Raw genomic sequence first — 25,051 nt, 5'->3', positions numbered from 1 at the left:
TCTCCCACCGGCCGTCCCTCTGGGGGGCAGGCTGCCACCGGCTGCTCTGCCACCGGCCGGGCACACGGGGAACAGGCTACTTCTGTCTGCCCCCGTCCCGGAATTACACGGACACGACAGAACTGCAAAACCGATTCCGAAGTCCATTTCCAGCCTCTGCGTGATATTTCATCAAAGTCATCAACTCATGAGACAGCCCTCACCACTCCGAATTCCTGAAGACCCCAAATCACCCCCTGCAGGCAACAGAATCCGTACTCGCAGGGAGCATCCGGCCTTTTCCGGAACGAAAAGAACTACTTATGGCTCGTGTACTTGGCGTACTGTTCCTTGGTAAGAATCTTCTTCAGGGCGGCATTATAGGCATTGCGCCGCTCGTGCTGCTGCCTGATATGCGTCCTAACTTCCTCTGACTGCGCATGCTGGGTAGCCCCAGTGGAACCGTCGACACCGGTCTCCTTGCGCTCTTTGACAGGCTGCGGTCTGCCCTTGAAGCGCGGATTGGCAATCAGGTCCGCATATTGCTGATTGAGTTTCAGAAGTTTCTTTGCCTGTTTCTCGTTCAGCGCCAGTTCCCTCACGAGATTGTCCGTCGCCTGCTGCGGAGTCAGGGCAGCAGGGTTGTTGTCATGCTGGAAGACTGCCCGGCGGCCTGCCGGAACATGATACAGTCCTGCCGACACGCCGGAAGCGGTCAGCAGACCGGCGGCAAGGAAGGATAGAATCGTTTTCTTCATTGTTTTTCCGTTTGATCTGTTTTTACTTTTCTATGCTGCTATCCAAACCATTGGATAATGTTTATTTTGTAATGAATAGATTGAGAAACAAAGGGAGTCTTCACGCTGACACCATACGCTCTATCATGCAAGGGATACGCTTTCAACGGAAAAATCCTGCAATACAAAGCGCTGACGGACCGCAAGCAGAAACCCTCTGGCCGGATGGTTCCCGACAGGAAGTCCCGCAAGAAGGGATTTATCCTGATACTCCCTCCCCCCCGGACGGCCGATCTCACAGGCTATTCAAACAGCCCTGCCACACCGTCTTTGATACGCTTGAAGAAGTTTGTCCAGCTCCGGCTCGACCCCTTCTTTTCGTTGACAGTCTGCGTGTTCTGCCCATTCTGCCTGCCCTGACTGCCTTGTGAGGGCGGCTGCTGACGGCTCGCCACAGGGCGTGCCGGGTGCGCCGCCGCCTGCTGGGACTTTGCCCTGTACGGCTGAGAGGCATTGCGTGTTTCCGTATTGTTGTCTTTTCCGTCTCTTTCCGTCCTTGTCTGTGCGAGGGGTTTCCTGTTACCCAGACGGGTATTCACCCTGCGTTCAATCTCCTTCGGCCTGTCTTCCTCGGGCTTCTCCCATTCGGGGATAAATTCATAACATACACCTGCCGTTCCATACTCCACCTCGGGCATTTCGATACCGCCCTTTGACTCGGAGACAAACGGGACTTCGGTTTCCTTCGGCACGACCTCCACTTTCACGTACGCTACACCACAGGACAGCGTCCCCAATTCACGTGCGGCAGCGTAGGACAGGTCGACGACACGTCCACGCACAAAAGGGCCACGATCCGTTACACGGACGATGACCGACCTGCCGTTACGGGGATTCGTCACCCGAAGACGCGTGCCAAATGGAAGGGTGCGATGCGCACAAGTGAAGCCGTTACGGTCGTAACGTTCGCCGTTGCTCATCCGGCGGCCGTGCAGCCCGCTGCTGTAATAAGAAGCTTTACCGTCCGACTGTGCCTGAACGGTCAGCGTGAAGATGCTGACCAGCGAGAAAAAAGCTGTCAGGAGAAGTCTGGTTCTATACATAAACATTCATTCTACATCACCAGCCTCCTCCTGTAACGTTTCATGCGCTTCCCCGCCCTGACGGCAGGGAAGTGCGAAGGAAAACCGGTTTCTATTATACGACACCCTGTGCAAGCATGGCCTTCGCCACCTTCATGAAGCCTGCGATGTTGGCGCCCTTGATATAGTCGATGTGACCGTCAGCCTGCTTGCCATACTTCACGCACTGCTCGTGGATAGAGCTCATGATGTAATGGAGCTTCTGGTCGACCTCCTCCGGACTCCATGAGAGGCGGAGCGAGTTCTGCGACATCTCGAGGCCTGACGTTGCCACGCCACCTGCATTGACGGCCTTGCCGGGAGCGAAGAGCTGCTTGGCTGCGGTGAACTTGTCGGCAGCCTCGGCGGTACAGCCCATGTTTGAGACCTCGGCTACGCACAGCGGCTTGCAAGCCAGAATCCTGTCGGCATCCTCGCCGTTCAGTTCGTTCTGTGTCGCACATGGCAGATAGATGTCCGCCTTCTGCTCCCAGGGCTTGCGACCCTTGAAGAACTGTGAACCCGGGAACTTCGCTGCATAAGGCTCGCAGACATCGTTGCCGCTGCCGCGGAGTTCGAGCATGTACTCGATCTTCTCGCCGCTGATGCCGGCCGGATCGTAGATGTAACCGTCAGGACCGCTCAGCGTGATGACCTTCGCACCCAGCTCGGTAGCCTTCTTGGCAGCGCCCCATGCTACGTTTCCGAAGCCGGAGAGAGCCACTGTCTTGCCCTTGATGTCGAGTCCGTGCGTCTCCATCATCTGGTGAACGAAGTAGAGCGCGCCGTAACCCGTTGCCTCCGGACGGAGGATAGAGCCGCCCCACTCTCTGCCCTTGCCTGTGAGCATGCCCTGGAACTGATGGGTCAGCTTGCGGTACTGACCGAAGAGATACCCGATCTCACGTCCGCCGACACCGATGTCGCCTGCTGGCACATCCTCGTCAGGACCGATGTGACGGTAAAGCTCGTTCATGAAAGCCTGGCAGAAACGCATGACTTCAGCATCGCTCTTGCCGCGCGGTGAGAAGTCCGAGCCGCCCTTGCCGCCGCCCATAGGCAGTGTGGTGAGTGCATTCTTGAAAGTCTGCTCGAAACCGAGGAACTTCAGGATGCTGAGGTTTACGGATGCGTGGAAACGCAGACCTCCCTTGTACGGGCCTATGGCGCCGTTGAACTGTACACGGTAACCGAGGTTCACCTGTACCTTGCCCTGGTCATCCACCCATGGCACACGGAAAGTGATGATGCGCTCCGGCTCCACGATACGTTCGATGATGCTTGCGCGCTCGAACTCGGGGTGCTGGTTGTACACATCCTTTACAGAAACGAGCACTTCACGTACCGCCTGCAGATACTCTGACTCACCTGGATGCTTCTGCTCCAGTGCTTGCATGATTTTTTCGACTTCCATAGTAAATTGACTTTTTATTTGTTTATGTTAGGTAGTTTCATCCGGTTCAGAATGGTACGGCAAATATATCCAAATTCTGTCAAACCACCAAATGAAAATCGAAAAAAATTAATTTTCCACTGGCTTCTCGGCTGTCGCCATGGTTGTCAGGGAAAGTTACCGGCGTGCAAAGTAATAAAAAACATATCATTTATGTAGCGAAAAGATAGGATGTCTTGTATTTATTTCGTATTTTTGTCGAAAATTAAGTTTTTGAAGATGAGCGAGCAGATTCCCCCGCAATGGAGCAATTTTTATCTGAAGGACGTCAGTTTCGTCAATCTGATGATGCGCCGTATCTACAACGTCCTGATTGTCGCCAACCCCTACGATGCCTTCATGCTCGAGGACGACGGACGTGTGGAAGAGAAGATCTACAACGAGTACATGGAGCTGGGGCTGCGCTATCCGCCTACCTTCACGCAGGTCTCGACGACCGAAGAGGCCGCCAGGGTACTCAGCACGGTAGACATCGACCTGGTCATCTGCATGCCGGGCAATGCCGACAACGACGCCTTCGACGTGGCGAGAGCCGTGAAAGCGGAGTTCCCCGGCATCCACTGCGTGGTGCTGACTCCTTTCTCCCACGGCATCACGCAGCGCATCCAGCACGAAGACCTGAGCATCTTCGACTATGTTTTCTGCTGGCTGGGCAACACCAACCTCATCCTGTCCATCATCAAGCTGATGGAGGACAAGATGAACATCGACCATGACATCCGCGAGGTGGGCGTGCAGATGATCCTGCTCGTGGAGGACTCCATCCGCTTCTATTCCTCCATCCTGCCGAACCTGTACGGCTACATCCTCACGCAAAGCCGGAACTTCGCCACGGAAGCCCTCACCCGACACGATGCCTCGCTGCGCCAGCGCGGCCGTCCGAAGGTCGTCCTCGCCCGCACCTACGACGAAGCATGGGAGATATACCAACGCTACAAGGACAACTGCCTGGGCGTCATCTCCGACGTGAGGTTCCCTATTAATAATAATGTGGAACGGAAGGAAAAGACCTCAGCGAAAGACCCGGAAGCCGGACTGAAGCTGCTCCGCGCCATCCGGAAGGAGGACGAATACCTGCCGCTGATCCTCGAAAGTTCGGAGAGCGACAACCGGGAGAAGGCGGAGGCGGAAGGCTTCCGGTTCGTAGACAAGAACTCGAAGAAGATGAGCGTGGACCTCCGCCACCTGCTCGAAGAGCACATGGGCTTCGGCGACTTCATCTTCCGCGACCCGACGACACACGAGGAGGTGATGCGCATCCACAGCCTGAAAGAACTGCAGGACAACATCTTCAAGATTCCGCGCGACTCCATGCTCTACCACGTCTCGCGCAACCACGTGAGCCGCTGGCTCACCGCCCGGGCCATCTTCCCCGTATCGACTTTTCTGAAGGGCATCACCTGGCACAAGCTGCAGGACGTGGACATGCACCGGCAGATCATCTTCGATGCCATCGTCGCCTACCGGCGGATGCGCAACGTGGGTGTCGTCGCCCTGTTCGACCGCCACAAGTTCGACCGCTATGCCCATTTCGCCCGCATCGGCGACGGTTCGCTGGGCGGGAAAGGACGCGGACTGGCCTTCCTCGACAACATCATCAAACGGCATCCCGACTTCAACGGCTTTCCGAACGCGACGGTGCAGATTCCGAAGACGGTCGTCCTGTGTACGGATGTATTCGACAGCTTCATGGAGCAGAACAACCTCTACCAGATCGCCCTCAGCGATGCCCCCGACGAAGAGATTCTCCATGCCTTCCTGCACGCCCAGCTGCCCGATGCGTTCATCCCCGACTTCTTCGCATTCTTCGAGGCGACACGATCGCCGATCGCCGTGCGGTCGAGTTCGCTGCTGGAAGACAGCCACTACCAGCCGTTCGCCGGCATCTACTCCACCTATATGATACCCTGCCTGGAGGACAAGTACGAGATGCTGCGGATGCTGGCGTGCGCCGTCAAGGCCGTCTATGCCTCCGTCTACTACCGCGACTCCAAGGCCTACATGGCCGCCACGAGCAACGTCATCGACCAGGAGAAGATGGCGGTCATCCTCCAGCAGGTGACAGGCAAGGACTACGGCGGCCGCTTCTACCCGAACATCTCGGGTGTCCTCCGCTCCCTGAACTACTATCCCATCGGGGAAGAGAAGGCCGAGGAGGGCATCGCCTCCCTGGCGCTCGGCCTGGGAAAATACATCGTCGACGGCGGCCAGACCCTGCGCGTCTGTCCGTTCCATCCGCACCAGGTGCTGCAGATGAGCGAGCTGAAGATGGCCTTGCGTGAGACCCAGACGCAGTTCTATGCCCTCGATATGCAGCACGTAGGCGAAGACTTCAAGGTGGACGACGGCTTTAACATTCTCAAGTTGCAGGTGAAAGAGGCTGAGGCGGACGGCAGCCTGCAGTACATCGCCTCCACCTATTCGCCCGACGATCAGGCCATCTACGACGGAGCCTACGAAGAAGGGCGCAAGATTGTTTCCTTCTGCGGCGTGTTGAAACAGGAGGTCTTCCCCCTTCCCGAACTGCTCCAGATGGCGATGCGATACGGGGCGGAAGCCATGCGCCGGCCGGTGGAAATCGAGTTCGCCGTCAACCTGAACAGCGACAGGACGGGGGAGCTCTACCTTCTCCAGATCCGACCGATCGTCGATACGAAACAGATGCTGGAAGAAGACCTCGCTTCCATCCCCGACGAACGGTGCCTGCTCAGGAGCCACAACTCCCTCGGACATGGCATTTCGGACGACGTGACGGATGTCGTCTATGTGAAGACGGACGCCGACTTCACCGCAAAGGACAATCCTGCCATCGCCGGCGAAATCGAACAGATCAACCGCAGGTTCCTCGATGCCGGCCGCAACTATGTACTCATCGGTCCGGGCCGCTGGGGATCGAGCGATTCCTGGCTGGGCATTCCCGTGAAGTGGCCGCATATCTCCGCGGCGCGAGTCATCGTCGAAGAAGGGCTGGAGCACTACCGTGTAGACCCGAGCCAGGGAACACACTTCTTCCAGAACCTCACCTCCTTCGGTGTGGGCTACTTCACCATCAATCCCTACAGGCACGACGGCTTCTACCAGCGCAGTGCCCTCGATGCCCTGCCTGCCGTAGACGAGACAGCCCACGTCCGCCACGTCCGCTTCTCCCGTCCGTTGAAAATCATGATGGATGGCAAGAAGCAGGAAGGAGTCGTGCTGATGCCCGGTATCTGACAGTCACCTTGGCAAGCAGGCCTCACTTGGCATCCAAGCAAGGCCTGCTTGGACTTCAATCGGGCGTTACTTGAAGCGCAATCAGGCACCTTCTGGAAGCATGATTATAGCATACTGGTTTTCAGACGGTTAAGGATAAATGGAATCAGGATGCTGCCCTCATGATTTTCTGCACTTCGGAGAAGACTCGAAAACTGCCGGGAGTTGATCGTTGAGGATTAAATGATCGTCCGATTTTCTGTATGGGTTTAAGAAGGACAGACAATCTATCTGAATCCGTCAGATAGAAGCAGGTCTTCCTGCCTGAAGGGAAACCGTCGGACAAAGAACAGTCTGCTCTTCCCTTTCCCGGAAAGTCAATGACGGCAGAGGCTGCGTAGATGAGACAGCCTGCTGAGGCTGGACTCCGCCCTGACCACCCCGACTGATAGCCCCCGACTGATATGCTTATCGGGAAAAAACTGCTTTTAAAATTGTTTTTTTCAATTTTATTTGTATATTTGCAATTATATTAATTTTTTGATTATAAACTTTTAAAACAAGCTATGGCGCAAACGGATAATCATCTTGTCATCATGGCAGGAGGGGTAGGAAGCAGGTTCTGGCCGATGAGTACGGCAGAATGTCCCAAACAGTTCATCGATGTCCTGGGGGTGGGCAGATCACTCATCCAGCTGACGTACAACCGCTTTGCAGACGTTGTCCCGTCGAAGAACGTCTGGGTCGTCACCAATCAGAAATACGTCGGACTGGTTCATGAACAGCTGCCGGACATTCCCTTCAATCACATTCTGAGCGAACCCTGCCGCCGCAATACCGCCCCCTGCGTGGCGTATGTCAGCTGGCGCATCAAGAAAGAGAACCCGAAGGCGAACATCGTCGTGTCGCCGAGCGACCATATCGTAACCGACGAGAAGGAATTCAGAAGAGTCGTCGGGAACTGCCTGAAGTTCACGGCCGAGACGGATGCCATCGTGACGCTGGGCATGAAGCCGACACGTCCGGAAACAGGCTACGGCTACATACAGGCCGACCTCACCGCCGCCTCCGCCCGGAACAGGGAGATCTTCCGGGTCGACCAGTTCCGTGAGAAGCCCGATCTGGAGACGGCCGAGCGTTACATCAGACAGAACAACTTCTTCTGGAATGCGGGCATCTTCATCTGGAGTGCCTCGACCATCATCAACGCCTTCCGCATCTACCAGCCCGGCGTGGCCCGCATCTTCGAACGCATCATGGATATCCTGGGCACGGACGACGAGCAGCGGGTGATCGACGAGGTCTATCCGGAATGCGAAAACATTTCCGTCGACTACGCCATCATGGAGAAAGCCGAAGAGATATTCGTCTGTCCGGCCGACTTCGGCTGGAGCGACCTGGGCACATGGGGGTCGCTGCTTGCACAGACACAGCACGACATCTACGGCAACACGGTGATAGGCAAAGACGTACGGCTCTTCGACAGCAGGAACTGCATCGTACATACGACAGAAGAGAAAAAGGTCGTCATCCAAGGGCTTGACGGCTACATCGTCGCCGAACAGAACGGCAAGCTGCTCATCTGCCGGCTCTCGGAAGAACAGCGGCTGAAACAGTTTACAGGAGAGGGGTAAGCCCGCCGCAAATCCGGGAGCGTTGTCCCACCATCCGGAAGGAGGAGCCGAAGGGAGGGCGACAGAACCGGCCGAAGAGCATAATCACATTCGTCAGAATCATGAAAGAGAAAACAAGTCTGCTTCTTTTCATCCTCCTGCTTTCACCACGTTTCCTCTTTTCCCAGGAGCCGCAGCGGGTGCGGATCCATCCGCAGCATCATTTCCAGCATACGGTGCCGAAGGGCAATTACAGCGGCCTGACCTGGCTCGGAGGCGACCGCTATGCCGTCGTTTCCGACAAAGCACCGCAGAGCGGATTCTTCATTTTCCACATACAGACGGATACCGTCAGCGGAGAGATCACCGGCATCAGGACAGAACGGTTCTGCCCGTCCGGCGAACCGAACCGGGACGAGGAAGGCATCGCCTTCTTTCCCAAAGACAGCACGCTGCTGATCTCACGGGAGGCCGACAACAGTATCCTGGAATACGGGATGGACGGTAGACTGACAGGCAGGCGGCTGGCGATTCCCCGCATCTTCCACAGCGCTTCCCCCCGGTATGGTTTTGAAGCCCTGACTTACAATGCCGTCACGCATCTTTTCTGGACCACTACCGAGAGCACGCTGGCAGGGGACGGAGAACAGGCCGATGCCGGAAACAGGGTCTGCAACCGCATCAGACTGCAGAGCTTTGACGACAATTTCCAGCCCGGCAGCCAGTATGCCTATCAGATGGACGCACCGGAACACCACCCTTCCGCCTCGAACTATGCGATGGGCGTACCGGCCATGGCTGCCATGGACGACGGACGGCTGCTCGTTCTGGAGCGTGAGTTCCTCGTGACGCCGGGCAAGCTCGGCTCGTTTGTCATCAACAGGCTCTTCTGTGTGAATCCGGCGTTGTCCGCACCGGTCAGTCCGGACAGAAGGCTTGATGCCGACAGCCCCTATCTGCGGAAAAAGCTGCTGGCAGCGTGGAAGACGACGCTTACCCTCTTCCGGCAGAGCCTGGCCAACTACGAGGGAATGTGCCTCGGGCCGCACCTTGCCGACGGAAGCCAGGTCGTCGTGCTCTGCGCCGACAGCCAGAACCAGTACGGAGGCATCCTGCGCGACTGGTTCCGTACGGTCGTCATCCGATGACACTCTCCCGGGACAGGACACATTCGAGGAGGCCCACCGCCATCCAAAGGCCTTTCAGAGAGCCTTCCGACCAGAAACGGCACGACAGGAAAAAGACCATTTCTCTACTCGAAACGAGTTTTGAAATGGTCTTTTCCTGTATTGGGGGAAACCCGACTTACGCACCGACACTTCTGCCATCTCCCGCCGGAAGATAAAAAACAAGGAGAAGCACCTGCCCTTCTGGTGCGGACGCGGGTTCATGAGAAGGCGCTTCCGGCTTCATCCGTTCCTTTTCCCGGGTTTGAACAGGCTGCATTCCTTCCCGGAAACAGCGCAACGGCGCACCGTTTTCTCCACCTGTTCCGACACGGAAGGGAAAAGCGGGATCCGGCCGTCTACCCTCCCGGCGATGCGAAACGGCCTCCCTACTCCACCAGACGATACAGGCCGATCTCCGAGAGGGTGGGCACAGCGCGTGCCTGACCGATGGTCAGCCGCACTTCCCGGGCGGTCTGTGTGGGGAACTTCAGCAGCCGTTTGTGTCCGACAGTCGTTCCTACGGCTACCTCTTTCCATTTTCCTCCGGCATCTTTCACCTCTAAGGAAAACGCCTCCACACGCTGCCCCCTGCGTATGTCCTCCTGCACGGAAAGGACATTGAACGTGACCGGACGTTTCGTCCGGAACAGGAAGACCGCCTTGCCGCCCTTCAGCTCCGGACGGACAGAGGTGTCATAGTCACCGTCAATGACATTGCTTGCCTTGCCGTCTGAAAGGCGGCACCTGACCCGGGCACCGGACAGCAGATTGTGTGCAAACGTCGTATCATACAGCCGGCGGAAGCCGCGGAGACTCTCCACGTCGCCCTTGGCAAGCCGTCCCTCTTTGTCCGGCGGAAGATTCAGCAACAGGACGCCGTTCATGCCGACAGAGGTGAAATAGATGTCCATCAGCTCCTTCGGCGACTTCACCTTGCTGTCCTGGTCTGCATGATAGAACCACCCCGGACGGATCGACACGTCGATTTCCGCAGGATACCAGACGAGCGACTTCGCCTTCTCTATCACCTTCCGGCTGCCCAGATCCTGCCCCCTCATGTCGCCCACGGGAGCCGTCAGCACCTCCTTCTGCGAGTGTTCCGCTATCGCCTCCGGGTCGAGATTGTCCTTGGGAACGACGCTCCACTCCGTCTCACGGCCACGCCCGGTCTCCGTCCCGACCCACCGGACATCCGGCCCCATGACGGCAATCACCGCATCGGGCTGCAGCCGCCGGATAAGGCTGTACCAGCGCACGAAGTCGTACTCCTGTTTCCTTCCGTTCGCCCCTTCGCCGCAGGCTCCGTCGAACCACACCTCGCTCACCTTGCCGTACTGCGTAAGCAGTTCGGTCAGCTGCTTGACGAAGTAGTCGTTGTAGGCCTCCGTGCCGTAGAGTCTTGAATTGCGGTCCCAGGGCGAGAGGTAGATGCCGAACGACATACCGTATTTCCGGCACGCATCGCTCACCTCCCGCACCACATCGCCCTTACCGTCCTTCCAAGGGGCGTGTTTCACACTGTGCTCCGTATAGGCCGACGGCCACAGGCAGAAGCCGTCGTGATGCTTGCAGGTCAGGATGGCGCACTTGAATCCGGCCGCCTTCAGCTCGCGGATCCACTGGTCGGCATCGAGGGCGGCGGGACGGAAGACGGCCGGCGACTCCGTACCGTCACCCCATTCCCGGCCCGTATAGGTGTTTACGCCGTAGTGAAGGAAGGCCGTCTGTTCCTGCCGCTGCCAGTCGAACTGCCGGCGGGACGGAACGACATTGGCAGCCTTGCGGACGATTTCGGCCGGAGAGTCCGCCGGATCGATCACGACGACATTCTGCTCCTGGGCAGAAAGAAGCGACGACACGGAAAAGAGCAGAACCATACAGGCCGCTGCTGTTCTGAAGAAACGAGAATGAGTTTTCAGCCACATACGAATATGATCAGGTAATGATTTGTAAACTATGAAAAAAGAATTTCACGGCAAAATTACACTTTTTTATTGAACGACCCAAAATACAGCGCATCAAATTGCGTGACACTGCCGCCGACCGACAAGATACCGTCAACAACATTCAAAAACAAGTCCCTGATCCGCCAGCCAAGTTGAAAAGAAGACGGAAGGGAGCCGGCCAGAAACAGCTGACGACAGGGAGCAGCATTCCCGACCGGTCGGGAACACGATTCCCAACGGCCGGGCGACATGCCGGCAGAATCTCCTCCCAGTCCTCGAGGGCTGAATCGTCGGAGGAGACGTCAGACCTCAACCGTTCATTTCCTGCCGGCCTGCACGACATAATAAGCGGCACCGTAGCCCAGCCAGCAGCCCAGTCCGCCCCTGACGTTGCCCGGGAGGTTCTGCATCGTATTGAACAGCGGGTTGCGGCCCTCGGCGTTATAGTCCTCAAAGGCCTTCCAATACCGGTAGCCGGTTGAATCGACATGACAGAACTTCACCAGCACCCTGTCGCCCTCCGAGAAATAAACATCGGGGACAGGGTGAAGGAGGTTGTTGCGTCCGTTGTTGATCGTGATCGTGTTGCCGGCGTTGAACGTCCTGTCGCTGAACACGCCGAAGTAAGCGCTGCGCATCGTCATGTCCTTCTCCGACGTGCGGACAAACACCTTGTAGTAGTCTTCCGTCTGCGGATCGTCCTGCACCGAGGCCTTGATGGTGTACCGCCGGCTGCCGTCTTCCAGCGGCCGGGCATGGATGCCGCTGAGACCGACGGCGGCAGGGACGGTGGTCTTGGCCTGCGCATGGAACTGCGCATAGTCCACCTTCAGGGTATAGGTCCTGCCCGTCTCGCCCAGCATATCACCCGTCGTATAGAGATAAGGCGGGGTGTAGCGGCGGTTGTAGACACCTGTGAGAATCACTTCCTTCGTACCGTCAGAGACCGTCACCCTGGCCCACTTCAGCACGTAGCGGTCCAGAGAATCGACACTGTGCTTCGAAGTGGTGATGGGGACTGTGGTCGTCAGCTGTACGACAGGAGGCCGGCCGTTCTCTATCCAGCCCTCTACGACGAGCTGCGGAGCCGCCTCCTCAATCTCCGTCCGGTAGCAGGAGGAGAGCAGAAGGGGGACGGCGAGCAGAAGAAAAGACAGTCTGTGCATGATCAGAACTTGATGTAATAATTGATGGACGGCAGGAAAGGCAGCTTCTTCGGGAGCGGGCGCAGCGGCGCATAATAATACTGTCCGTCGTTGAACTTCAGCCGCCAGAAGAGGTCGTTGTGCCGGCAGTTCGCATTGTAGACGGAGAAGTTCAGACCGCTTTCCCGGCCGCCGTGTACCTTGATTTGGCAGGTCGCCGACACGTCCAGGCGGATGTAGGTGCTCAGACGGCCGCTGTTGTAGTCGCCGAACTGCGACAGGAGGTTTCCGTTCTGCAGGTAGAAATAGCTCGGCGGGGTGAACGGCGTACCGCCCGCCCATACCAGCGTGGCCCCGAACGACCATCTGCGCCCGGCCTTCCACGTGGCCACGGCATTGAACTCGTGTATGCGCTCGTGACCGGCCGGGAAGGTCCCGCTGAACCGGCCGGGGTATCTGCGCAGTGCCCGGCCCAGTGAATAACTCATCCAGCCCGTGAGCCGGCCGGTGCGTTTCTCTATCATCAGGTCCAGTCCGTAGTTCTCTCCCTTCCCGCTGATGAGGTTCTTGCGGTAGTCGTAGTCGCCGTATATCAGCTCAAAGGGTGTCCCGATGTATTCTGTCTGGTGATAGAGCCGCTTGTAATACAGCCCGGCCGACAGCTGCAGCCGCCCGGGAATGAGGTCTGTCCGGTATTCGCCCGAAAGCCCATAGGCATACTGCGGACGCAGCCGCTCATCGGCCGGAAGCCAGAAGTCCGTAGGCAGGTTGACGGCGGAGAGGCCGGTCCGGAAGAGGTACTGGTGCTTCACGTTCGCCGTGAGGCGGAACTGTCCGTACCCCGGCGTCCACAGCAGCGACAGGACGGGGTCGGCACTGAAGAAGGCGGAACGGCGGATCGTGTAGACGTTTGCGCGCAGTCCGCCCAGCAGCTCCATGTTCCGGGCAACGGCAAACTTACAGTCTGCCCACAGCGAACCCTCCGTGCTGTGCCGGCGGGTGGCCGACAGGGTCGTCGTCTGCCGTTCTCCTTCCGTCTCAGGCTGCTGGGGACGGATGCTGTGCAGCGCCCAGTCGGTGCCGGCAGTCCATCTGCCCCGCCGCAGCGAAAGCCTGTAGCCGTAGTCCGTGATGCCCGACGGCATACGCAGGCGGAAGTCCGGCCGTTCAATGGAAAAGCGGTTCCCGTAGCGGGTCATATAGGCCGTCTGGCGCAGGACGAATCCCCGCCGTTTCCACTCCCAGTTCATCGAGACCATCCGGTTGCCCCAGCCGAGGCGTGCGTCATATTTCTCGCCGTCTTCCTGATAGTCCATCCGGTCGTTGCCGCCGTAAAAGTCCAGCCACAGGGTGTTGCGCGCATCGGGGCGGTACAGCCACGTGACGTTGGCATCACAGAACGAATACCGGATGGCGGACTCTTCCACCTTCAGCCACCGTCCGTAGAGCAGGTTGATGTAGGCCCCGCGGCCCGACAGGATGAGTTCGGACTTCCCTCCGAGGGGCAGGCGGAGCGTTCCCTGCGACGAGATCAGGCCGACGGACAGATCGCCTTTCACCCTTCCTGCCAGCGTGTCCGGCCGCTGCATATCGACGAAACCGCCGAGACGGTTGGCTGCCGAGGCGGTGAAGGCCGAACCGGCGAACAGCAGGCGGGAATAGTGGGAGGGATTGAAGACGGAGAAGATGCCCAGAATATGCTGGACATCATACAGCTGGACACCGTTGATGCTGACCCCGTTGTGCGCATTGTCGCAGCCCTGGACATACAGGCCGGCATCCAGTTCGGAACTGGTCTGCACGCTCGGCAGCAGCTGCGTGTAGCGTATCGGGTCGGCATTGCCGGCTATGCGCGGCATATCGTCGAGGAACGACAGGTCCAGGCTCATGCCTCCGAGGCTGTCGTGCCGCAGCTTCCCCGTCACGTGCCGGCCGACGACCTCCACGCCCTGCAGCTCCTTTACCCTTGCCGTGTCGGCTTCCTGTGCATGGGCAGGCAGCGTGAAGAGCAGGGAGCAGAGCAGGGAAAGCAGCAGTCTGCCGGCTTTCGGACGGATGGAACAGATACGCATCGTATCATCGGTGGATGGGTTCATACAGGGCAGTGAGGTTACATCACAAGGCACAGACAAATCCTGGGAATCTCCTTTGCCGGATTCCCAGGACATGTCCTCGACTCACAGGCAGGTCTTCCTCCTGCCATGATCCGTCGGCGTCAGAACTTGAAAAGACGTTTGAAGGCGTTGATCATATCGCCGGCTTCCTTGAAGACCCCGGCGAAGTTCTTCCGGCTGAAATAGTCGTCGACAGCATAGGTCGTGCCGTCAGTGAACTTGATCTGCGCATTGGAAAACCATTCAGCACGCCCGCTGTAGTCGTCCACAGTCTTCATCGCACCCAGCAGCAGACCGGCCGAAGGCTTCGTGGCATAGTTGTAATAGACGTTCACGTCGAGCAGGCTGTTGGCATCGGCCACCTCTTTCTTGAAGCGGGTCTCATCGGTATAGACGGCTTTGTCCTTTTCCATCCTGTCGATGATCTCGGCCAGCCGGCTGCCGTTGGAGCACTTTCCTTTTACCTGCAGCTCGCCCAGGACGTCGGCAGCAACGTCGACACTGCCCACGTTGTCAACTCCCCGGTTGCTGACCAGCCCGTGCCCTGTGGCCTTGGCACCGAGGAGGGTCTTCCCGTCCGCCTTCAGCTCGACACCGGCCTCGGCATCGCCCGGCCCTTTGTAGAAGGCACGGTGTACGATGACCTCGTACTTCTGGAAGACGGTCTTGCAGGTGAATGCCAGCTGGTCTACGGCGAGGTTGAGGTCGCCGGAGGTGGTCAGGTCGGTGTGGATGTCGGTGGACAGCAGCTGCCTGCCGCCCTGCTGCAGCGTCATCCGCACGTCCTCCGGCACCATGACGGTGTTCTTGTATTTCGTCCTTTCCGTGTACCCCGGGTATCCCGATGCCCCCGGGACATATTCGGTGTCCTCGCTGTTGAAGAACTCCGACCTCACCTCCTTCGCCTTGTCGCTGACCGTGAAGGCGAGCAGGCAGTCGTTGCCCTCCTGGTCGCGGAACAGGAACTCAAGGTTCTGCGAGTCCTTCGTACGCACCCACTTGTAGCCCTGATGCTCGAAGCGGCCTCTGTACTTCGTCGCATCAATGATCCGTGCATACTCCGTGTAGCCCGGCTGTCCGGTGGCGATGGTCTTCGTCATCGACTGCAGGATGCCTTTCGCCCATTTGTTCAACGGCTCCACGCTCTGGTCGTCCAGATAGTGTTTATTGACATAGTAGGCTATCTCGTCCAGCACCTTGAAATCATCGGGATGGATGCTGCTCATGAACTTCCTGGCGGTGGCGTCCAGCTGCTGCTTCTGCTGTTCCTGCGTCAGGACAGGCCCTTCCGGACGCTCCTTGGGGGCGGGGGAATCGTTGTCAGAACCACAGCCGACAGCCGTGAATACCAATGTAGCGCCTAAGAACAGGCAGCCCAGTAACTTCTTTTTCTTCATATTCATTTTGGTTTTTGGTTGTTTGCAAACATTGTCAGAGGGGGGCAACGGACACTTCACGTCTCCTGCCATAGTTTTTATCTACGGAAGGGACTATAAGAAGGAAGATGCCCATCCGCGGTGCAAATATAGTGAAAATATATTATAAAGAAAGTAGGAAACCGATTTTTTATCGTATTTCAACAGGGTACAGCACGGTCGCGGCACATTTCCACCATCTGCAACTGCCGGGCTGTCTCCGACCGGCCTGCGGGACAAGAGCCCCAGGATTCGGTGTCAGCCTGTCCGGCAGGCATTTCCCGCCGCAGCCGGCCATTCCTTCCTGCCGGTGTGCTGATGCCTGATGAGAATCGTGCCGATGGTAAACACCGGTCGTGCCGATGACACTACGCAGACTTCCTGGCGATGGACCGTCTCTGGTTTCTGCGCCTCCTCCAAAGAAAAAAAACATTTTCTTTATCCAACTGGCTTATAAATCACAGTCTTTGTGTAAATTTGCAGACAAAGATTGTTTTTCCCGGAACATAGATATGAATTTCAAGTTAACATCGAAATACAGACCGACCGGTGACCAGCCGGAGGCCATCCGCGAACTGACGGACGGACTGGAGCGCGGCGACAAGAGCCAGGTGCTGCTGGGCGTGACGGGGTCGGGAAAGACGTTTACGGTGGCGAATGTCATTGCCGACGTCAACAAACCGACGCTGATCCTCTCGCACAACAAGACGCTGGCGGCCCAGCTCTACGAGGAAATGAAAGGTTTCTTCCCCGACAACGCCGTGGAATATTACGTCTCTTATTACGACTATTACCAGCCGGAGGCGTATATGCCGACGACGGACACCTACATCGAGAAGGACCTTGCCATCAACGACGAGATCGACAAGCTGCGCCTGTCTGCCGTCTCCTCGCTGCTGTCAGGCCGGAAGGACGTGATAGTCGTGTCTTCCGTCTCCTGCATCTACGGTATGGGAGCACCTGTGGCGATGAAGGAGAATGTGATTCCTGTCAGGAAAGGGCAGACCGTCGACCGCAACGACTTCCTGCGCCGGCTGGTGGATGCCCTCTATATGCGCAACGACATTGACCTGCAGCGCGGCAACTTCCGCGTCAAGGGCGACACGGTGGACATCGCCATGGCGTATAATGACAACGTGCTGCGCATCACGTGGTGGGACGACGAGATAGACACCATAGAGGAAGTCGACTCGGTCGACTTCCACCGCATCGCCTCCTTTGACGATTACGAGATTTACCCTGCCAACCTCTTCGTCACCTCCAAGGAGCAGACCGAGAGCGCCATCCGCCAGATACAGGACGACCTGGTGAAGCAGGTGGACTTCTTCAAGGGCATCGGCGACAACATCAAGGCACAGCGCATCAAGGAGCGTGTGGAATACGACATGGAGATGATCAAGGAGTTGGGGCACTGCTCGGGTATCGAAAACTACTCACGCTATTTTGACGGCAGGCAGGCCGGGCAGCGTCCTTACTGTCTGCTGGACTTCTTCCCCAAGGACTACCTGATGGTCATCGACGAGAGCCACGTGAGCGTACCGCAGATCTCCGCCATGTACGGCGGCGACCGTGCCCGCAAGACCAACCTCGTGGAGTACGGCTTCCGCCTCCCGGCCGCCTTCGACAACCGTCCGTTGCGCTTCGAGGAGTTCCACAGCCTTATCCATCAGGTGATCTACGTGTCGGCCACGCCGGCCGACTACGAGCTGAAGGAGTCCGAAGGGGTCGTGGTGGAACAGCTTATCCGTCCTACGGGGCTGCTCGATCCGGAGATAGACGTGCGCCCCTCGGAGAACCAGATAGACGACCTGATGAACGAGATCGTCGTGCGTGCCGAGAAGGAAGAGCGCGTGCTCGTCACGACACTGACCAAACGGATGGCGGAGGAGCTGACGGAATACCTGCTGAACCACGACATACGCACGGCCTATATCCACAGCGACGTGGCGAGCCTGGACCGTGTCAAGATCATCAACGATCTCCGGGCCGGCGTCTATGACGTCCTGGTGGGGGTGAACCTGCTCCGTGAGGGACTGGACCTGCCCGAAGTATCGCTCGTTGCCATCCTCGACGCCGACAAGGAGGGCTTCCTCCGCAGCCACAGGAGTCTGACACAGACGGCGGGACGTGCAGCGCGCAACGTACACGGGAAGGTCATCATGTATGCCGACAACATCACGGAGAGCATGCAGAAAACCATCGACGAGACCATACGGAGACGCACGAAGCAGCTGAAATACAACGAGGAACACCACATCACGCCGAAGCAGATCGTCAGGGCCATCAAAGGAACACTGCCGACCGGCGGCGAGGGGAACGCTGCCGCACCGGCCGACTCCGCCGCAAGGAGAACCGCCCGGGCATACGTGGAGCCGGGCGACGGCATGCTCTTCGCAGCCGACCCGGTCATTGCGAAGATGAGCCGGGCGCAGCTGGAAAAGAGCATCGAGAATACGACAGCCCTGATGAAACAGGCGGCAAAGGACCTCGACTTCCTGCAGGCTGCACAGTACCGTGACGAAATCATCCGTCTGCAGAAAGAACTGGAGGCAAAGTAGAGACCGTGCGGTGCAGGACTTTGCCAAGAAAACGTTAAAAGAATTTATAAGTCTTGATAGAGCAAGTATTATTTTGTATCTTTGCTGATTAGTTAATCATCCAGTTAAAGTTTGAGACAATGAAGAAGACCCTGATATTCCTGTTCGTGTGCCTGCCCATGATGGCCCTCGCACAGGCCACGCTCACCCCTGAACAGCAGCTGGAACAGGCGCAGCGGCAGCTGGAGGCGGCCAAGGCAGCCCTGGAAACGGCCAAGGCAGCCAAAGCCAAGGCGGAGGCAGAGGCCAAGGAGAATGCCGCCAAGAAGAATGCCGCCAAGGCAGAGGCCGAAGCGAAGGAGAAGGAAATAAGAAGGAAAATCGCCGAGACGAAGGCCGAAACCGAACGGCTGAAGCGGGAAGCTGCGGCAGTCAGCGAGGCTGCCGGAAAGATGCAGGCCGTCCCTGCCGCAAAGGACGGGGCGAAGGAGGACGGGAACGCCGCGGAGAAAGAGAACCCGGCGGCATGGACCGTCCCGACGGCTCCGGCTGCCAGACGCACGAAGAATACGGCGGACTTAAAAGAGAAAGACAGCAAGGACTTCTATCTTCAGCCGGGGACGGTCCCCGAGGCGGGCGGTCAGGTGATCTGGACCGAGTGCGTCAGTGTGCCCGATGCATCGGCCGACGAGCTCTACCGCAAGGCCTTCGCCTACCTTACGGAACTTACACAGTCCGACAACCAGCTGGAGGGGAGCAAGGTGGCTCTGGTGAACGAGAAGGAACACAGCATTGTGGCGACCGTCCGTGAGAAGCTGATCTTCTCCTCATCGTTCCTCTCTCTGGACTACACACAGTTCAATTACGTGCTCCAGGTGGCATGCCGCGAGGGACAGGCGATGCTGACGATGAACCGCCTGACCTACAAGTACGATGTCCAGGGGAACGTGTCGAACTTTGCCGCAGAGACGTGGATCACCGATAAGTATGCCGTGAACAAAAAGCGGACACGCCTTCTGCCCGTGTCAGGGAAATTCCGCCGTGCTACGGTCGACCGCAAGAACAGCATCTTTGAGGGCTTCTGCCAGGCATTGAAGTAAGGAGCAGGAGGCGGACGGACAGGATGGGACTGCGACGACGACGGAGCCGGTCGCGGCCAGCAGTGCCCGTTCCCCAGAAAGAAGACCGGCTGAAGGCCTGCCGCCTGCGGGTCTGTGTCTTTTCAATGCTCCCCGTTTTAAAACATTAAACATAGATAATGGAAATACAGAACAGTACGGCGCGCCGGCCCGACCACCGCATGCACAGACGTGAGCCGGCAGACAGATTCCTGCACATCCGGCAGTGGCTTAACATCATCTTTATGCTGGGTGCGGTCGTGGGAGTGGCGGTCTACTTCCTTGCCGACACCACCACGACCGGCACAGTCATCATTCTTGCAGCGATGGTCTTCAAGATCGTCGAGTGCCTACTCCGTTTTATCCGTTAGATGAAGAGATTTGTTTCTTTGCTCGTCCTCCTCGTGCTGGTGTCCCATGCGGCAGTGGCGCAGGTCTTGGACAACACGGCCGACGACGGCACGTTTGCCGCAGACGGCATCCGGAACGGCCGGAAGACGGGGCGTTCGGACTCCATACAGAGCCAGCACAAGGAGATTCCGCGCGGCATGAAAGTATGGACGATAGACGAACGCTTCGGCGACCGCAGGCCTGCCGTACCCGATACGCTCTCGTATATGTTCATGAATGCCGGACTCAACACCGGTCTGTACGGGTCGTACAACACCCTGGGCAACCTCGGATCTCCCCGGCAGAGCCGTATCTTCGTCGACCGCCGGCCGGCATCGGAGTTCTTTTTCCTCGATCCGTATGACATGTTCATCGTGCAGCCGGGCGATTTCCAGTTTACCTCCACGCTGTCGCCGATCACCATCCTCACCTATAACACGGCAGGCAACAGGACCAATGGAGAAGACCGCTTCAGGGCTCTCTTTGCAGTCAATGCGGGGAAGGAATGGGGCTTCGGGTTCAAGTTCGATTATCTTTACGGACGCGGGTATTACAGCAACCAGAGCACGTCCCTCTTCGATTATTCCATGTGGGGAAGCTATCTCGGCGAGCGGTATCAGGCGCATCTGCTGCTGTCGCTGAACCATCAGAAGGTGGCGGAGAACGGCGGCATCGCCAATGACGCTTATATCACGCATCCGGAGTCGTTCAATGATTCATACAGCGAGGAGGAGATTCCGACGATCCTGCAGAAGAACTGGAACCGGAACGACAACCAGCACGTCTTCTTCAACCACCGTTACAGTCTGGGATTCTTCCGCAAGGTTCCGATGACGGCCGAGGAAATCAAGGCGAAGCAGTTTGCCCTGAAGTCGCAGAAAGCACAGGAAGAGGAACGGGCAAAGGAAAAGGCACGCCGCCGTGCGAAGGCGAACGGCGACGATTTCGACGAAGAGGCATACGACCGGGAGAAACGCTCGTCGGGGCGGCCGGAGGATGCCGCGATAGCCGGCGACGTGTCGCAGGCACGGCAGGCGGCAGACAGTGCCGGAACCGGCGACCGTGTGACGGTCGACCTGGGAGATTCCCTGCAGATGGCCGACCTCAGGCGGCGGGACGCGCAGGCAAAGGACTCTACAGAGAAGTGGATGAAGACGGAGTATGTGCCCGTGACGAGTTTCATCCATACGGTCCGCTTCGACAATTACCGCCGCATCTACCAGGCTTACAACACCCCGAAGGACTTTTATGCACAGAACTATTTCAATTACGGAACGACGGCCAACGACTCCATCTACGACCGTACAAAGCACTGGTCGCTGAAGAACACGTTTGCCGTAGCCCTGCTGGAGGGATTCAACAAATGGGCGAAGGCCGGGCTGAAGGCGTTTGTATCACATGAGCTGCGCCACTATGAGCTGCCCGTCATGGCGACTCCAGCAGGAAGCTCCGCCGCCTTCTTTGCCGGAGAGGAGAAGTGGAACCGGCATGACGTGTCGGTCGGCGGGCAGCTGCTGAAGACACTGGGGCGCACGTTCCATTATGACATCAGTGCAGAGGCATGGCTGGCCGGGGACAGAGCCGGACAGTTCCATCTTGACGGTCACGCCGACCTCGGCTTCCCGCTTCTGGGCGACACGGTACAGCTGGCTGCCACGGCGTTCCTGCACCGTTCCGCCGCCTCTTTCTATATGGAGCAGTTCCACGGCAAGCATTACTGGTGGGAGCAGCAGCTCGACCAGCAGATCCATTCGCGCCTGCTCGGCGAGTTCTTCCTGAAGAAGACACGCACGCGGCTGCGTGTGGGCTATGATGTGCTGAAGAACTACACCTATTTCGGAATCCAGAACGACCGGGTGAAGAGCGGCGACAGCTATCTTGTACAGCACAATGCGCTGAACGTCCGTCAGTCGGGGAGTCCTGTCAGCCTGCTCACGTTGCAGCTCCGGCAGGACCTGCGGCTGGGCATCCTCAACTGGCAGAACGTGCTGACCGTGCAGAAGTCGAGCAAGGACGACATCCTTCCGCTCCCTGTGTTCAATGCCTACAGCAACCTCTTCATACGGTTCAGAATCGCCCGGGTGCTGGATGTCGACCTCGGTGTGGACGGCCGCTACTTCACGGACTATTATGCGCCGGAGTACATCCCGGGAATCGGTTCCTTCGGCATACAGGAGACGGAAGCAAGCCGTACGAAAATCGGGAATTATCCGGTACTCGACGCCTATGCCAACTTCCAGCTCCAGCACACCCGGTTCTTCGTGATGTTCACGCACGTGAACAGCGGGGATGGAGGCGACTATTTCTATACGCCGCATTATCCCCTGAACCAGCGGGTGTTCAGGTTCGGCATCAGCTGGAACTTCTTCAACTGATCCGTACACATTATATAATAAGATGATTTCCGAGGAAAGATATTCGTACCATAAAGTGATTTCAGAAAACAACATAAAGACCAACAGCCTTGCGGCATGGATACTCGCCGCACGTCCCAAGACGCTCACGGGAGCCATGGTGCCGGTGATGATCGGGACAGCATGGGGCTGGAAGATCGGGGGGAGCGGACAATTCCGCATTGTCCCTGCCGTCCTCTGTTTCCTCTTCGCCTTCCTGATGCAGATAGACTCAAACTTCATCAATGATTACTTCGACTGTGTGAGGGGGAATGATGACCGTGCGACACGGATGGGACCGAGACGGGCCTGCTCGGAAGGCTGGATCACGCTCCCGGCGATGCGTACCGGCCTTGCCGTCACATCGCTTCTTGCCTGCATGGCCGGTCTCCCGCTTGTCTTCTACGGCGGCTGGGAAATGATCGGCGTAGGGGCTGCCTGTGTCCTCTTCGCCTTTCTCTATACCACATTCTTTTCTTATCTCGGTCTGGGCGACGTGCTGGTACTTGTCTTCTTCGGCTTTGTCCCCGTGACATTCACCACCTATGTGATTCTTCCCGATCATCTTCAGGCAGTCTGCGCAGACGTGATCCTGTCGGGGCTGGCCTGCGGTCTGGTCATCGACACCCTCCTTGTGGTCAACAATTACCGCGACCGGGACAATGACCGGAGGGACGGAAAGCGGACACTCGTCGTACGCTTAGGGGAAAGGCGGACGGAGAAGCTGTATCAATGGCTGGGTGTCCTGGGGATCCTGCTGATGTACAACCTCCTGTTCGTCGGGAGAGAGAATGGATTTCTCTATTGTATCCTGACACTGGTTCTCTATGCACCTTACGGGATTCTCCATGGGAAAACCAGTGCGCTCATGATGAGGATAAAGCAAGGAAGAGACCTGAACATCATTCTCGCACAGACTGCCCGCAATATGTTCGTCTACGGACTCTCAACCGCCCTCCTCATCCTCATCTCCTAAAGCCCCACGCCCCTATCCTCGTTCTCATCACCGCCTATCCCCGCTTATCATCGCTTATCCCCGCCTATCACCTCCTATCTCCTCTCATCATGCCTCAACCCAACCTCGAAATAATGACCTTTGTGGAACTTCAGATACTGCCGCGCTACAATGCCTTCGGGCAGAGCCACGGGCTCGGCCATGTCCAGCGGGTCATCAGAAACTCTCTGGCACTGGCGGCCGTCACAGGTGCCGATGTGAATATGGTCTATGTCATCGCAGCCTACCACGACCTGGGCATGAAGGGGCCGCGTGCCATCCACCATCTCACCGGCGGGAAGATCCTCATGGCCGATGCACGGCTCCGCAGATGGTTCTCCGCCGAACAGCTGAAGATCATGAAGGAGGCCGTCGAAGACCACCGCGCCAGCAGTTCACGCGCGCCACGCAGCATCTATGGGAAGATCGTCGCTGAAGCCGACCGTGACCTTGAGCCGGATGTGGTATTCTCACGTGCCGTCCTCTTCGGCTTCGAGAACTACCCGGAGATGAACGAGGAGCAGATGTGGGAACGTTTCCAGAGACACATGAGGGAGAAATACGGACGGACGGGATACCTGCGGCTGTGGATTCCCGGTTCGCCGAATGCAAAGAACCTTGAAGTGATCCGCAAGACGATAGACTGCGAGACGGAACTCCACAAAGTGTTCAGCCATTTCTACAAGCAGATACACGACAAGAAAAAATAACAAACCATCAATCCTACAATATGACGAAAGAAGAATTAATGCGGAGGGCGGTCAAGCTCTCCGCCGACAGTGTGCGCAACGGCGGCGGTCCGTTCGGCGCTGTCATTGCCCGCAATGGCGAAATCATCGCCGAGGGAAGCAATGGCGTGACCATCTACAACGACCCGACAGCCCATGCGGAGGTCTCCGTCATCCGGAAGGCCTGCCACCAGCTGCATACGTTCGACCTCACCGGATGCGAAATCTATACCTCCTGCGAGCCTTGCCCGATGTGCCTGGGAGCGATCTACTGGGCGCACCTCGACAAGATCTACTATGCCAACGACCGCAAGGACGCTGCCGCCATCGGGTTCGATGACGACTTCATCTATCAGGAAATAGAACTGGAACCGCAGCATCGCAAAAAGCCGTCGGAAATACTCCTGCGCAGTGAAGCGATAAAGGTCTTTGAACAATGGACAGCAAAGACCGACAAGACAGAATATTAATAAAAGGCAAAAAGCCAGTGTGAACCGTCTGCTGTTCACACTGGCTTTTTTCAGTTTCTTCCGTTCAATGCGTGGATGCTTTTCGTATAGCTTTAACGGAAGAAACAAAGTGATCCATTAAAGTTTCCCACCCCTTAAAACACTGGCTTTTCTCATTTACTTTGGCTGTCGTCCCCCGTATCCATTGAGTTTTAACGCATGGCTAATAGAAGTTATGCAGTCTGTCCATATACTTCATCCCATTTTCCAATGCTTCCGCCGTTACAAGGATTTTGACCATCTCGTTGTCATTGCCGCTGATCGTTGCCAGAAGGTGTCGGGGTGTCATCCCAAGTGTTTCTCCTAAAACGCGAAGAATGCGTTCGATACAGGCTAGGACTCGCTTCCATAACGTGAGTGCCTTGAGATCGTCCTCCATATCCGAAAAGAGTCCGCCCATGGTTTTGATAAGTAGATGTTGAAAAACACTTTATATCATATTTTTTTGCGTACCTTTGTGCGAACATATAAAAGAAGTACAACTATCGGAAAGATCAA

At 57.3% G+C, this 25,051-nt stretch carries 17 protein-coding genes and 1 pseudogene; 10 read left to right on the top strand and 8 right to left on the bottom strand.

Annotated elements, in window-relative coordinates; translation table 11 throughout:
* Positions 1-296 precede the first annotated feature (296 nt).
* The 3 genes from J4864_RS10080 to gdhA form a co-directional block, all read right to left on the bottom strand.
* The gene (locus tag J4864_RS10080) at positions 297-737 is read right to left on the bottom strand and encodes a DUF4890 domain-containing protein (RefSeq protein WP_007367300.1); all 441 of its coding nucleotides are present in this window, start codon (positions 735-737) and stop codon (positions 297-299) included.
* Between the two features lie 281 nt (positions 738-1,018).
* Complete coding sequence (locus tag J4864_RS10075) at positions 1,019-1,819, bottom strand: septal ring lytic transglycosylase RlpA family protein (RefSeq protein WP_211814780.1); 801 nt, start codon at positions 1,817-1,819, stop codon at positions 1,019-1,021.
* Between the two features lie 94 nt (positions 1,820-1,913).
* Positions 1,914-3,251: an NADP-specific glutamate dehydrogenase gene (gene gdhA / locus J4864_RS10070; protein ID WP_007367298.1), complete on the bottom strand. Its 1,338-nt coding sequence runs from the start codon at positions 3,249-3,251 to the stop codon at positions 1,914-1,916.
* Positions 3,252-3,509: 258 nt separating this feature from the next.
* On the opposite strand from gdhA, the gene J4864_RS10065 reads away from it, so the two are divergent.
* From J4864_RS10065 to J4864_RS10055, 3 genes are all read left to right on the top strand, one after another.
* A complete protein-coding gene (locus J4864_RS10065) occupies positions 3,510-6,503 on the top strand; it encodes a PEP/pyruvate-binding domain-containing protein (protein WP_211814779.1) in 2,994 nt (997 codons plus the stop codon).
* Between the two features lie 545 nt (positions 6,504-7,048).
* Entirely contained in the window at positions 7,049-8,116 is a 1,068-nt protein-coding gene (locus J4864_RS10060; protein ID WP_211814778.1) for a mannose-1-phosphate guanylyltransferase, read from the top strand.
* 101 nt (positions 8,117-8,217) lie between these two features.
* The gene (locus J4864_RS10055; protein ID WP_211814777.1) at positions 8,218-9,243 is read left to right on the top strand and encodes an esterase-like activity of phytase family protein; all 1,026 of its coding nucleotides are present in this window, start codon (positions 8,218-8,220) and stop codon (positions 9,241-9,243) included.
* 407 nt (positions 9,244-9,650) lie between these two features.
* On the opposite strand, the gene J4864_RS10050 is transcribed toward J4864_RS10055, so the two are convergent.
* The 4 genes from J4864_RS10050 to J4864_RS10035 all read right to left on the bottom strand — a co-directional run bounded on the left by J4864_RS10050 (position 9,651) and on the right by J4864_RS10035 (position 15,866).
* A complete protein-coding gene (locus tag J4864_RS10050) occupies positions 9,651-11,141 on the bottom strand; it encodes an alpha-L-fucosidase (protein ID WP_394371014.1) in 1,491 nt (496 codons plus the stop codon).
* A gap of 386 nt (positions 11,142-11,527) precedes the next feature.
* A complete protein-coding gene (locus J4864_RS10045; RefSeq protein ID WP_211814775.1) occupies positions 11,528-12,376 on the bottom strand; it encodes a DUF4249 domain-containing protein in 849 nt (282 codons plus the stop codon).
* Positions 12,377-12,378: 2 nt separating this feature from the next.
* Positions 12,379-14,451: a TonB-dependent receptor plug domain-containing protein gene (locus tag J4864_RS10040; RefSeq protein WP_211814774.1), complete on the bottom strand. Its 2,073-nt coding sequence runs from the start codon at positions 14,449-14,451 to the stop codon at positions 12,379-12,381.
* 119 nt (positions 14,452-14,570) lie between these two features.
* Positions 14,571-15,866: a hypothetical protein gene (locus J4864_RS10035; RefSeq protein WP_211814773.1), complete on the bottom strand. Its 1,296-nt coding sequence runs from the start codon at positions 15,864-15,866 to the stop codon at positions 14,571-14,573.
* A 530-nt stretch (positions 15,867-16,396) separates the two neighbouring features.
* Between J4864_RS10035 and uvrB the strand changes: the two genes are divergently transcribed.
* The 7 genes from uvrB to J4864_RS10000 all read left to right on the top strand — a co-directional run bounded on the left by uvrB (position 16,397) and on the right by J4864_RS10000 (position 24,514).
* On the top strand, positions 16,397-18,442 hold the full coding sequence (gene uvrB, locus J4864_RS10030) for an excinuclease ABC subunit UvrB (RefSeq protein WP_211814772.1): 2,046 nt from the start codon (positions 16,397-16,399) through the stop codon (positions 18,440-18,442).
* A 119-nt stretch (positions 18,443-18,561) separates the two neighbouring features.
* Positions 18,562-19,521, top strand: coding sequence for a DUF4468 domain-containing protein (locus J4864_RS10025; RefSeq protein WP_211814771.1), 960 nt, complete (start codon positions 18,562-18,564; stop codon positions 19,519-19,521).
* 158 nt (positions 19,522-19,679) lie between these two features.
* Complete coding sequence (locus J4864_RS10020) at positions 19,680-19,910, top strand: hypothetical protein (protein ID WP_211814770.1); 231 nt, start codon at positions 19,680-19,682, stop codon at positions 19,908-19,910.
* A complete protein-coding gene (locus tag J4864_RS10015; protein WP_211814769.1) occupies positions 19,911-22,304 on the top strand; it encodes a putative porin in 2,394 nt (797 codons plus the stop codon). It abuts the gene before it with no gap.
* 55 nt (positions 22,305-22,359) lie between these two features.
* A complete protein-coding gene (gene menA, locus J4864_RS10010; protein WP_211815413.1) occupies positions 22,360-23,298 on the top strand; it encodes a 1,4-dihydroxy-2-naphthoate octaprenyltransferase in 939 nt (312 codons plus the stop codon).
* An 89-nt stretch (positions 23,299-23,387) separates the two neighbouring features.
* On the top strand, positions 23,388-24,026 hold the full coding sequence (locus tag J4864_RS10005) for an HD domain-containing protein (protein WP_211814768.1): 639 nt from the start codon (positions 23,388-23,390) through the stop codon (positions 24,024-24,026).
* A gap of 20 nt (positions 24,027-24,046) precedes the next feature.
* Positions 24,047-24,514, top strand: coding sequence for a nucleoside deaminase (locus J4864_RS10000; RefSeq protein ID WP_211814767.1), 468 nt, complete (start codon positions 24,047-24,049; stop codon positions 24,512-24,514).
* Between the two features lie 212 nt (positions 24,515-24,726).
* On the opposite strand, the pseudogene J4864_RS09995 reads toward J4864_RS10000, so the two are convergent.
* Positions 24,727-24,959, bottom strand: a pseudogene (locus J4864_RS09995) (IS4 family transposase); the annotation flags it as partial.
* Positions 24,960-25,051: the final 92 nt, after the last annotated feature.

The organism is Prevotella multiformis, assembly GCF_018127985.1.
Taxonomy (GTDB): domain Bacteria; phylum Bacteroidota; class Bacteroidia; order Bacteroidales; family Bacteroidaceae; genus Prevotella; species Prevotella multiformis.
The sequence above is the reverse complement of the archived record's forward strand: the minus strand, read 5'-3'. Positions and strand labels throughout refer to the sequence as shown.